The 12625-nt window shown below is 55.5% G+C and carries 8 protein-coding genes and 1 tRNA gene; 8 read left to right on the top strand and 1 reads right to left on the bottom strand.

The window, feature by feature from the left end; translation table 11 throughout:
* Positions 1-2 precede the first annotated feature (2 nt).
* A tRNA-Leu gene (locus ACR0CW_RS11065) sits at positions 3-87 on the bottom strand.
* A 693-nt stretch (positions 88-780) separates the two neighbouring features.
* Between ACR0CW_RS11065 and ACR0CW_RS11060 the strand changes: the two genes are divergently transcribed.
* The 8 genes from ACR0CW_RS11060 to ACR0CW_RS11025 all read left to right on the top strand — a co-directional run bounded on the left by ACR0CW_RS11060 (position 781) and on the right by ACR0CW_RS11025 (position 12465).
* Complete coding sequence (locus ACR0CW_RS11060) at positions 781-1275, top strand: hypothetical protein (RefSeq protein WP_209016150.1); 495 nt, start codon at positions 781-783, stop codon at positions 1273-1275.
* Positions 1276-1277: 2 nt separating this feature from the next.
* Positions 1278-3290, top strand: coding sequence for a dynamin family protein (locus ACR0CW_RS11055; RefSeq protein ID WP_155145594.1), 2013 nt, complete (start codon positions 1278-1280; stop codon positions 3288-3290).
* Positions 3291-3298: 8 nt separating this feature from the next.
* Positions 3299-5092 carry a dynamin family protein gene (locus tag ACR0CW_RS11050; RefSeq protein WP_480787828.1) on the top strand — a complete coding sequence of 598 codons (1794 nt, stop codon included), beginning with the start codon at positions 3299-3301 and terminating at the stop codon, positions 5090-5092.
* A gap of 126 nt (positions 5093-5218) precedes the next feature.
* A complete protein-coding gene (locus ACR0CW_RS11045) occupies positions 5219-5620 on the top strand; it encodes a hypothetical protein (protein ID WP_480787827.1) in 402 nt (133 codons plus the stop codon).
* 23 nt (positions 5621-5643) lie between these two features.
* Positions 5644-6534 carry a hypothetical protein gene (locus ACR0CW_RS11040; protein WP_480787826.1) on the top strand — a complete coding sequence of 297 codons (891 nt, stop codon included), beginning with the start codon at positions 5644-5646 and terminating at the stop codon, positions 6532-6534.
* Positions 6535-6606: 72 nt separating this feature from the next.
* Complete coding sequence (locus ACR0CW_RS11035; protein WP_480787825.1) at positions 6607-8649, top strand: dynamin family protein; 2043 nt, start codon at positions 6607-6609, stop codon at positions 8647-8649.
* Entirely contained in the window at positions 8646-9932 is a 1287-nt protein-coding gene (locus ACR0CW_RS11030) for a dynamin family protein (protein WP_480787824.1), read from the top strand. Before ACR0CW_RS11035 ends, ACR0CW_RS11030 begins: the two co-directional genes overlap by 4 nt.
* Positions 9933-10272: 340 nt before the next feature.
* Complete coding sequence (locus tag ACR0CW_RS11025; RefSeq protein ID WP_480787823.1) at positions 10273-12465, top strand: serine/threonine-protein kinase; 2193 nt, start codon at positions 10273-10275, stop codon at positions 12463-12465.
* Positions 12466-12625: the final 160 nt, after the last annotated feature.

Raw genomic sequence — 12625 nt, 5'->3', positions numbered from 1 at the left:
TTTGGTGCGGGTGGAGGGACTTGAACCCCCACGCCTTGCGGCGCCAGAACCTAAATCTGGTGCGTCTACCAATTTCGCCACACCCGCAACCCGGCGCCAATGACCCCGGAATGTGGCGCTGCATAACAAAGCTTCCAGACAAGTGCGAGAGGTAAATTGCGGTGTGATGGAGTTTATTGACCCCTACATCGCAACAATACATCGCATCCACTCAGGGAACTTCTGGCTCGAGCTAGCGAACAGCAGCTAGCACTCTCTCGAAGCGCATCGAAACAACCTACATGATTTATTGGAATCTAGGCGCACTCATATCCTAAAAAACCTGTCAAAATCTCATTAGGAAGGGGCTGCCACAAATTGCCTCTATTGTTGCCAATTAAGAGACATTAAAATTTATCTGCCAGATTCTTTTAGCCCGCTTACGTTGAGTAATGTTGAATCAACAACGTTCCGCACAATGCCCTTCAAAACCCTCGAAAATTTCACTCCAGATCAAAATGCGCTGAAGAACAACTAAAGGGAGAGTCGTATTGGTGTCGACTATGTATTATTAATGTTTATTATCATGTTTTTAGATGGAATATGAGCTACATTGCGCAGCCGGCGTATAAAAGGTCAGACGCTCGTCCGATCGATGCCGACATTATCGAGCACTCTCCCATTGGTTGAGGCATTAATAAGTAAGTGCAAACACAATTGCGCCACAATTCAACCGCCAAAAAATCTTATTCACGTCAAAATAACACCGCCTTATAGGTTGTTATTTCTAGCAAGGAGTTAATGAGTCTTTTCGCCGCGAGGCATTGTTACGAGTTCCTGCTCAACTCCAACACAAGGGTCTCCGTCGTGACCGAACAGATCAACTCCGCTGCCGCCGAGCAAGACGCTGTCTTTCTTGCACGTGAGAGCTTTATCGGCGAGCTCAAAACTCTGAACAAACAACACCCTGATACGGGCTTTGGTATCGCGCTCAAGACGCATTCAGGCGAACAGTATCTGCTGGCCAATACCCGGATGCCGCTGCCATCCAGCAAATCCGATGGCTTCCCGACAGGTCGGCGCGTAGCCTGCCTTGAGAATGGCGACCGGTTCAGCTCAATCGAAGTTCTGGCTGACTCACAGGCCTACGAATCGATCTCTCCGCGCAAAGAAGCCGCGATCCTGGGTAACGCTCTGGATCTGATTGCGCGGATCGACACACTTACCAGTATTCCGGCTGGACGTCTGTCTGACGTTGCAGAGGCACAGATTCCCGCTACTGGTACCGGAGGCTAAACATGGCGCGTAACGATCACCTTCTGTCTGTAGGGAACGAAACACTTGCGCCGATGACATCGGCCATGTCTTCGCTGACGACGCAGATCGACCAATTGACAGAGGTGGCGGATGCGCGCTCCTCGGCCCGACTTGCAACGCTCAAGACGCGGATGGAGAATTTCACTGCCAGCGTCACGATGGTGGGGCAGGTCAAAGCCGGCAAATCCTCGATTGTGAATATCCTCGCGGGTCGCCCGGGCTTGCTGCCATCGGACGTAAACCCGTGGACCTCGGTCGTTACCACGCTGAACATCAACACCCGCACACCGGGTGATACCAAGTCTAAGTTTACTTTCTTTGAGCAGGAAGAATGGGACAACCTGATGGTTGGCGGCGGCCGCTTGGGTGAGCTGGCCAACCGCGCCGGCGCCGATGACGAAATGGACGATATCCGGCGTCAGATCGGCGAGATGAAGGCCAAGTCCGAAGAACGGCTGGGCAAGCATTTCGACCTCGTGTTGGGCCAAAGCCACCAATACGACTATTTCGATGAAGAACTGATCCAGCGCTATGTCTGCCTGGGTGATGAAGACGACCCGGACATCGACCCCAAGACCGGACGCTTTGCAGATGTGACAAAATCTGCGGAACTGTACATGGATATTCCGCAATATCCTATTTCGCTGAAACTCTGCGACACGCCCGGTGTGAACGATACCTTTATGGTACGCGAGCAGATCACACTGCGCAGCCTGCGCGGATCAGAAGTATGTATTGTGGTTCTGGCTGCCAGCCAGGCGCTGACCACCATGGACATGGCTCTGATGCGGATCATCGCGCAGTTTGAAAACCGCCAGATCATCCTGTTCGTAAACCGCATTGATGAACTGTCAGACCCGGTTAATCAGGTCCCGGAAATCCGTGATCGCATTCAGGACACGCTCAAGCAGAACAATATCGATGCCAATACCAGCATCGTGTTCGGAAGTGCCCTTTGGGCCGAGGCTGCTCTGACTGGTAATCCTGATGTTCTGAACGAGGAATCGCGTCAGGCGTTGAACACTTTCTATCTGGCAGCCGGGTTTGGTGAACAGGCGGCTTCGCTGGACAAGATCTGGGCGCTATCGGGTCTGCCCGATCTATTGCTCGCGATGAACGAACGAATCGCCGAAGGAGCGGGCAATCGCTTGCTGGATCGTGTGCGTCATCGCGCGCGTAACATCGCGAGCCAGATTCGCGCCACGGCTGTTGCCAAGAACCTCTCAAGCGGTGAGGGCGTCGTACGCGATCTGGATGGCGTATCCCCCGAAGACGCGATTTCGGCAGTTTCCGCTGAATATGAAAAGAAAGTAGCCGAGCTGACTACAGCATTGCGCGACAAAGTGCTCGAACGGCTCGCTTCGGCTGAAGCAAACTTTGTCAAACGCGCGACAGACTCGCTGATTGCACATCTCGAGCAGAACGGCGAGCAGGGCACCTGGCAATATGATCCGGCCGGACTTCGCACCCTTCAGAAGGCCGCATATTTCAGCTTTGCACGGTCAATGCGCAAAGACGCAGGTGCGCTGTATTCCTCTGCAGCAGGTGACGTTGAAGCGCTGTATCACAAGCTGTTGGGCAACCACCTGGGTGAGTTCAGCATCGAAGCGCCGATCGTTCCGCGCGTGCCGCCGCCACTGGGGATCGGGCGTACAATCGCGCTGGATCTTCAAAGCACCTGGTGGCGCCGCTGGTGGCAAAAACGCAAGGGCTTTGAAGCGTATGCCGCTGATTACAAGCGACTGATTGCGTCCGAGGCGAATTCGATCACCAAGGACATCGAGGAAAACCAAATCGCAGCCGTACTTGAAAATGTACGTGCCATTCTCTCGGACTTCATGCGTGAACAGAAGGAGACACTGCTGAGCATCTCGCATTCGGCAGAAAAGGATCCCGCACGCAATGCAGAGTTGATGGCAGGGATGCAGCCCACGAAATCACGTGATGAGATCCTGGGTGACATCCTCAAAGACCTTAGTAACGAAGCAGCATAAGAAGAGTTATGGTAAAAGATTCTACAACCCGCTTCGTCTCTCCTCGGGCATGGGAGCGTATCGAGCAGTGGTCCCGCCGCAAGCCCGTTTTCGCGCTTATGGGAGAATTCAGCGCTGGTAAATCCACGCTGATGAACTTTCTGTTGCGCACGCAGGCCCTGCCAACGCAGGTTACGGCAACGCAATTGCCACCCGTTTGGTTCAGTTGGGGCAATCAGTCCGCGTATGTCAAAGGCCACGATGGCAGCACTCGCAATATTGAGCTGGATCAGCTGGATGAAATCGGCGTCAACGATGCACAGTTCATCCGCATCTATCTTGAGGCCGACATTCTTGAAGCTGTTGACCTGATCGACACGCCTGGCATCTCGGATCCCAAGATTTCGACTGATGTGTGGCGCCGAGCGGTTGGCCAGGCAAACGGGGTATTGTGGTGCACCCACTCGACGCAGGCGTGGCGCGAAACCGAACGTGCAACCTGGGTGTCGTTGCCTGAACGCCTGCAGCACAATTCGCTGCTCCTGGTCACACGTGCGGATGCTTTGGGGCCGAAAGATCGCCAGAAAGTGCTGCGCCGCGTGAATCGCGAAGCAGGTCATCTGTTCAATAGATCGATCCTGTTTTCGGCGCGTGATGCGATTACCGCGCGTGACCAGACAGGTGATGCCGAACTTTGGTCGCGCAGCGGCGGCGGCAAAATGATCGACAGTTTCCTCGAGATCACCGAGCAGATCATGGACAACCGCGCCGATCAGCTAGCCCGGTACCAGATCGACAAGAGCCTGTCCGAAGCGCCCAAGGTTCAACCTTTGCGGCCAAAACAACAAATGGATCAGGCGGCCCCAGCGCCAGTCGAAGCAGATCAGAGCGCTCCGCTGAAACTGATGAACCCGCTTGAGGATACTGAGACCACGATCAGTCCGGCAGACGAGGATGATGTCATCACCAGCTTCCCGGTACGTCCAGCCCGGGTCGAGCGGAGAAGCGAAGAACCCGAACGTACCCGTATTGACTCGGATGAGGCTGAACGGCTGCGTGCGGAAATGGCTCCTGAAACCAACCTCGAGGAAGACGCTGCAACGGGCACATCCGAAGATGAGCTGCGAGCTTTCTTCAAGGATACAGCGAACGATCCGTTGGAATTGTCCAATCTCGGACAATCCATGTCTGATAGTGACGAATTCGATCTCGATTATATCGACGACGATGACGATCAGGACGAGGAAGTGCTTCTTGAGGCTGAAGATGCCCCAGCGCTGTCTGAACCGACGAATGAGACGGAGTCGGATGACCTGCTGGAGTCGTTGGCCAGCAAACTTGCTGATCAGCCAATAGCGATTGCAGAAGATACTGAAGCTGAGGAAACGCCTGTTTCCGAAATCGAAGTATCGGTTTCCTCAATTACGGCATTGCTAAGCGAGCAATCCGAAAACAATGATGAGTATGAGCCGGAGCCAGTGTCAAACGCACTGAATGGGGCTGAAGTCGTGTCGATGCCTGACGTGACACCCGAAGCTGAAAAACCGGAAACTCTGGCCGAAACCAGCAAAACCGAAACCGCGTTGGAAGAGCTTCTGAACGTGCCTGCAGGGACACCGCTAAGCGCGGCGGCCATGTGGCGCGAGATTGCAGCCAACGAAGATCTGCCTGAGGACTCTCAGGGACTGAAAACCGTGTTCAAGGCGTTTCTGGAAGAGTTCGATCAGATTGCACTGGAGCACAACGCAAAGCAGACGAAGGAGGCCCTTCGGGCGCTTCCGAATGCCAACAAGAACAGTGGAGCGGAGTGGCATGTCTTGTGACCGTCCGCCTCCTTTCCGGCCGCATGTCGATTTTCATTTGCGGTGTCGGATAATGATGTTAATCAGCGGCGCGACGGTTATAACCCGTTGCGCCTGAAGGATTTTTATAGGGTTGCAGGTTTTTAGATGACAATCGAAGCTGCGTTGACAACAGCAATGGAAACCATCCCCGACTGCATCGCAGCCGGATATGTGGATATGGAAACCGGAATGTTGTTGGGAACCAAAACCACAGAGCCAGAGAGTGATGAAGTTCTGGATACTCTGGCAGTTGCGGTGGCCAATCTGTTTCAGGGTCAGGGTGTGAAAGCATTCGAAAAACTTCTGCGTGCAGCAGGTGTTCAGGATTCGGAAAATCCGGGATTTGGGGAAATCGCCGTGTTTTCGAATGATCGGCTGCACATCTTTCTGCGGACCAAGGAGTATCCTGAACATGTGGTCTGCTACATCTGCCGCGACAGCGCAAATATCGGGCTGGCGCTTACGAAATCACATCTCAGCCTGGGGCCGGTTGCGGCCGCAGTTTAGACGGGACCAGAGGGGGTCACGGGATGATGGATACAGAAATACTCGACATGCTCGAAGACATCGGGCGGTCAGCGCGACCTCGTTTGTCGCCCGCGATTCAGCTGCCGGGGGAAACGGCTGATGCGCGACGGTCAGATGTGCTGCGCGTGATACGCGGCACTATTCTGCCGCGCCGACTTGAGTTTACATCGCCAAATGGCAACTGCCTCGCGGTTGAGGTCAACAGCTCTCGGGTGACCGATGTATTTGGTGCCAGCACCGGTTCCGTACCGGATTTCGAAACCGAGCCGCGCGAGGCTTTGACGGAAAAGCTGGCCCAGCTTGTTTCGAATATCGCCGCCGCGCCTGGCCCGCTCCAACTGGTGTCTGTACGCCCGGATACTGCGCTGGAAGCAGATGATGTGGGCATCACCTATTCAGAGATCGAAAGCGCCTGTGCTCAGATCGAATTGCCTGCGGAACCTCGGGTTTCGATCGTTCCGGATATCGAGGACGTGGCATTAGACGCGCCAGATTCCGAGCAAGAACCCTCGGCGATTGAACAAGCCGCTGTTCCTGAAGGTTCGGGTATTGCGCAACGCTTCTTTGACGGTGCCGAGCGTTTTGCCTTGGGCCGTTTCCTTTCCGCCAGCGATAGTGGCGCCACGCAACTGGACGGCGCATGTACCGAGGGGCAACCCCTGCATCCGGATCAGGCATTGTTGCAGAACTTTGCCAAGGATCTTGCCGGTTGGGACGCTGACAGCGCAACAACCCTCACACATCCGCAGTTGATCGTGATGCGCCCGGCAGGCGGACAAGGTGCCGGACTTGCCCTGCTGCGCGACGGCAAAAACGTTGCTGCTGCGGTACATGAGGCACGCAAGCTGGGCGCCGTAGTTAGTCTGTGGAAATCCATTCGGGAGACGGCCTGATGACCGTCTCCCCAAAACATTCATTATTTCTGTTGAGTCGATCCTTGAATACGAGTGCTTGGGGTAAATGTTATGAGTGAATCTGATCGTCGTGAGTTAATACGCATCGCAAACGACATGAATGAAGTGAGCAATGACGAAACCCGTCAGTTCATTTCGCGCATCGTCGATGACCTGTCAAATCTGAAACCATCGATCGCTTTCGTCGGTCAGATCAAGGCCGGGAAATCCCGACTTATCAACGGCTTCACCGGTCAGGCAGAATTCCTGCCTTCTGATGTGAACCCTTGGACCACAGTCATTACCGACATGCATTTCGGTCATCCCTCCGGCCGCAAGGCCGGGGCCGAGTTCCATTTCTTTGACAACCGCCAATGGCAAGCCCTCATCGCCGAAGGCGAAGAGCTGCGCAACATGTTCCCCGATGATGAGGACAGCTATAAGCGCGAGATGATCGAAGAACAGGTCGAGGCGATGAAAACACGTGCCCGCCTGCGTCTTGGTGACAGTTACGAGCAGTTGTTGGGCCAGCAACACGACCTGGAGGAACTGACTTCGGACGACCTAGCCCGCTATGTGTGCGCCGGTGATGACCCCTCAGATGAGGAAGAGCATGATCCGGGTTCGGATCGCGGTCTTTATAGCGATATCACGCGGAAGGCCGAGGTCTATTTTGACATTGGTCACTTCCCCTACCCGCTGACCGTGACCGACACACCCGGCGTTAACGACCCCTTGTTGATCCGCGAAGAAATCTCTCGGCAGTATCTCAAGGAATCTGATTTCTTCGTCGTCGTCCTTTCGGCGCATCAGGCCCTTTCGCGGGCTGACTTGAAGCTGTTCCGGCTTATGCAAGCGCTTGAACTGGGCCAGATCGTCGTTTTCATCAACCGCGTGGATGAACTTGGCGGCGGTGCAGAAGATGCCGGCAAAGTCCGTGCGGATGTGCTTGATGGCTTGGAAAAGGCGCTGGGGAACTCGAACATCGATGTGCTGATGGGCAGTGCGCAGTGGGCGCACTATGCGTTGACCGGCGATGAGACAGGCATCAATCACGATGCAGTTCTGGCCTGGCTGCGTGCGCATCCAGAACAGATGAAGCAGTATCTGGATGGGGTCGAAGAGATCAAACAAGGCCCCGGCCCTATCAGCCGCGAGGCGGTTCTGCGCTTTGCAGCAATGATCGCTTCGGGCCTGCCTGATTTACGTCGACATGTGACAAACGCTCTGACCGATGGCCCGCGCAGTGAACAGTTGCGGATGGCATGGCAACATCTCAACAGCTTTGCTCAGGGTGAACTCGAGCGCAGCACTGCACGGCTGCGCGTGCTGGAGAGCGAGGATGACTCGACTGCTCAGAATGCAGATGAGAATGACAAGACCCTTGCCTCGTTGCGCGAACTGGTAGCTGACAAAACAAACGAGATAACCAAGGATATGGACGATGTCCTTGCCAACTTGCGCGGCGTTATGGACGACACCGTGTCCGAGGCGGTTTCTAACGTTGTTCGCGGACCAGACGGTCAATCGCCCCTGCTTGCCAAAGGCGGTGCGACCGAACTGAACTTCACCCCTCTGCGGGAACGAATGCGTGAGCTGGTACAGGGTGCGACACAAGTGGTGCGCCAGCGGATGCTGAGCGAGCTTTATGCGATCGATATGCAGAGCAATGCCGCACTGCGCGCACTGCCTGGCTGGCAGGAACCGGCTGACAACCGCATGAACACGAGTGCTGTGCGGTGGTTCCGTCCGGACACGACCGCTCTGACCCGAGGCATTACGGTGGAATTGCGCGTCAATTGGCTGTCCCGGCTGATCTCGCGCAACAGCGTGGTTTCGCGCGCTGAAAAGATGATTGTGCAGGAATTCGAGATGATCGGGGACGATCTGGTCGATACTGCACGCGGTGATCTGATGGAGCGTTTGAACACGGTTCTGGATCATTTTCTGGCTCTGCTTGCAGGCCATCTTGAAAACCGCACCGGCTCGGGCGAAACATGCGCCCGAACCGAAGCGCAGGCCGATTTCGACCGTGCGCGCCGCATCGCAGATGAGCTGGGATCGGCATTTGGATCAGAACACGCGGAAGATATACAAGCGGAGGCTGCCGAGTGATCGAATTTCCCGGAACCGAGCAGGAGGTGCGGCAACTGGAGCGTTTTCTGAACGCGACCGAAAAGCAGCCGTCCACGCCCGAATTGGATGATATGCGCACACGGGCGCTGGCCCATGCCGAGCGGTTGTCGAACGCCGTCTCTATCGGTTTTGCCGGCGAGTTTGGTGCAGGTAAATCCAGCCTGGCCAATATGCTGGCTGGCGCAGATATCCTGCCGACCGGCCCTCAGCACCTGAAACTGCCGCTGGTGATCGTCGCTTATGCCGACACCCCGGAAACCACAGTTGGCTGGTGGGACAAAGAACCCAAAGTCTATTCTGGTATCGCGCTTGAGAAGGCCGCCGCTGATAATCCCGACTTTATTTCCGTAGGGCTGAATACCCCTGCCCTGCGCGAAATCTCATTGTTTGATCTGCCGGGTACCGGCGCCTTGGACGAGACATACAAGCCAACCCTGGACCTGTTGAAATTCGTCGATTGCGCGATCTGGTGTACCAACGGTGCAAACGCATGGCGCGAAACTGAACGGCACCTTTGGGCTCAGGTTCCGGAAGAACTGCGAGCCAACAGCCTGTTGGCCGTCACCCATGCCGACCTTCCTCATGTCAGCGATGCCTTGGACCGGGTTCTTTCGCGCCTTGAGAAAGAAAAGGCCGGCATGTTCCGGTCAGTTGTGCCGATTGGCACCCCTGTCGCCGTGCGCGCCATGGCGAAGGAGCCTGAACCCGATTTTGCACTTTGGGAAACCTGTGGCGGTCAGAATCTGGCTGAGCAGGTTCTCGAGGCCGCATCGGATCGCCGTCAAAGTGATCTGGATGCAGCCCGCAAAGATCTGTCGGAACATTTCATACCGTATCTGGATGAACTGACCGGCGACAAATCTGAAGAACCGGAACCCGACAATCGTTCCATTCAGTCGAGCCTTGGCTCGGCCCTTCCGCCTCTGAACAATCCTATCCTAGAGGATTGGCTGGCCGCCATCGCCAGCATCTACGAAGACCTTCGCGATTCCTCGGATATCGAACCGGCAGCCTTCCTGCAAAGCTGTCAGGAAATTGTTGAGGACTTCGCCGAACGCCTGGAAAGTGGTGCTGAAATTGACCCGGAAGCAGATTGGATTCCCGGCGAATTCGAAAAGGCCACAGACCTGCTGTTATTGCTTCAGTTCGAGAGTGGTGATGCCCCGCTCAAAGATGCAATCGGCATACTCGCTCAGCTCAGCGACAACCTTGCGTGGGCCGGAAGCACAGTCGAATCTGCGCAGACAAAAACCGGGACATGATCAGTTCACGCATTGATTGAGCCGCAGTGCGGCGAATCGAATCCATCGGAATCAGATTCGCATTGTTTCGAATTCGTAGACCAAACGAACATATCGGGGGCAACTGCCCCCATTTTTTTGGCCCATCATATCTATATATGGTTTTTATACCTTCCACAAAAACAACATATAGATGTTCGCAAAAAACGATCCTTAGTGAAGCCATGAGGCGGCCCCAATAAAGTCAAATTTGAAACGTCTAACCGTTCTCAAGTGTCCTGCGGTTGTGTCTGGTTATGAGTTCGCGGGTTTTTAACCCTGTTAAATAAGGCCGCAAAACGAGTAATATGGGCGGGTAGAAATGAGCCATAACCAGGCTGTCGGTGCATCGCACGACGAACCACAGATTCAAGGTCTGCAACCAGGTGCAAAACTGTTGCGTGGCCAGTATGAGATCCTTCGCTTTCTGAGCAATGGCGGCTTTGGGATCACCTATCTTGCACGCGATAGCCTAGAGCGTGATGTCGTCATCAAAGAGTGCTATCCGGGCGCGCTTTGCCGTCGCGACGGGGATCATGTCGAACCTGCTGATCCGGCCTACAAAGAAGATCTGGGCGCGATTGTTGACCTCTTTATTCAAGAGGCACGCAACCATGCACGCCTGGTTCACCCCAACATCGTCGATGTGCATCAGGTCTTTGAAGACAACAACACCGCTTATATCGCGATGGATCTGATCCGCGGTTGCGACCTGTTGGATTACATGGACGATCCTGAGAATGAATCCGGTCCGGATTTCATTGTTCAGGTAACCGAAAAGATGCTGTCAGCGGTGTCGTTCATTCACCAGAGCGGCATGCTGCATCGTGATATTTCGCCCGATAACATCCTGATCGATGAAAATGGTGAACCTGTCCTCATCGACTTTGGCGCCGCCCGCGAGCAGGCCGCCAACAAGACTGCGGCGCTTCTGACGCTTCGGGTGATCAAGGACGGCTATTCCCCGCACGAGTTTTATGTTCGCGGCGCTGAACAGGGACCCAGCAGTGACCTCTATGTGCTGGCTGCCACATTGTATCACGCCATCAGCGGCGAACGTCCGGTTGACGGTCAATCCCGCCTGACTGCATTCAACAATGGTCAGCCGGATCCCTACACTCCACTGGTTGGTCGGTTCGAAGGATACCCCGAGGGATTCCTTGAAGCTATCGACAAGGCGATGGAGGTTCACGCGACCGATCGCCTGCAAACTGCGCTGGATTGGCTGCGCATGTTCCGCGGCCCCGGCGTCATGTTCGACTCGTTCGCTTACCGTCCGGTTTCGGTGATCGTTGGTATGGATCGCAAGGATGAAGAGGCCGAGCAGGCCCGCATCAAAGCGGAAAGCGAGAATGCCGAGGCGGTCGTGACAGCGCTTTTGGCAGGCAACTCCGATCTCGCATTGGGCAACGAAGACAAGAAAGACGACGAACAGGCCAAGTTTGCTGCCAGTGAGGACACCCCAGCTGCCGTTGATACGGTGGTGCAGAGTGGATCAGGCGGCAGCGGCAAGATGATTGCTGGTGCAGCCGTTGTGGCGGTGGCACTCGCTGCAGGTGGCTTTTTCGTATTGTCGGGTGACAGGTCCGAGTCCGAAGCCCCGGCAGAGACAGCTGAGGTAACTCCTGCACCTGAAACGCAAGCTCCGACCCCCGAGCCTGCTGAACAGACGGCAGAGGCTCCGGCAGAACCGACACCTGCGGCAGCGGAAGAAACAGAAACTGCCCAGAACAATTCAGCAGCACAGGAACAGCCTGTCGAGCAGGCACAAAGCGAACCTGTCGAGCAGCCTCAGACTGCGCCTGTCGAGGTTCAGCCGGAAGAAACGGCAACCGCAGCTGCAGAACCTTCTGCGGAAGAAGCCGCGTCAGCCGCAACTGAAACTCCGGCCCCTGCCACGCCCGTGAATCTGGCTGAGAACCAGGTTGCCTTTGGACACTGGGACGTCGAAATCCCATTTGCAACGGCCAAGCGGCGTGCCTCGACCGGCAGCACTATCGCGATTACCGGCGTCGATCCTAACCGGGACATGTCCGTCATCGGTGACTGGGTCAAGCGCGGAGCAGCTATCTATACGCTGAACGGAAAACCGGTTCGTGCAGATGCAACCTTTGCTGCACAGGTACTGGACGACCTCAAGGTGGATCCTGACGGTTATATTCGCGTCGCGGCGCGGTATCGCCCCATCGGTGAGACACGGGCCAAGAATGGTCTGCTCGCCCTGCCTGCAATCCGCATGTTCGGTCTTGAGAACGGGTATGGCCTGACCGTGCGCAATACCTCTGATGCAGGTTGGCAGACCGTTGTCACCAATGTGCCTGCTGCGCATGCCGGTGGGCTGCAACAAGGGGATATCTTGCTGCGGGAAAACAACACCGACACGGTCATCGATAGTCCGGAAAGTCTGGATGAGGCGTTGGCCCAGCTTGTTTCCAATGATCAACCCGAAGCGCGACTGACTGTTTTGCGCAACGGGGCCGAGACAACTGCTGTCATGCAGTTAGCGCAGGAGTAGTCTGACCGGTTCAATTGTAATCCGCCAGTGTGTGTTTTGCTGAGGGTGGCTGCCTGAACAGCCATCCTGACGGGGACCGGCCCGCCGCGGAAAGTAAGAGTTCTCTGGTTTTTTCAATCATCAGTACCACTGCGCAACTTGCGCGCAGAGGACAGTAGCA

It is taken from the genome of Ruegeria sp. CH6 (assembly GCF_056537005.1).
The sequence above is the reverse complement of the archived record's forward strand: the minus strand, read 5'-3'. Positions and strand labels throughout refer to the sequence as shown.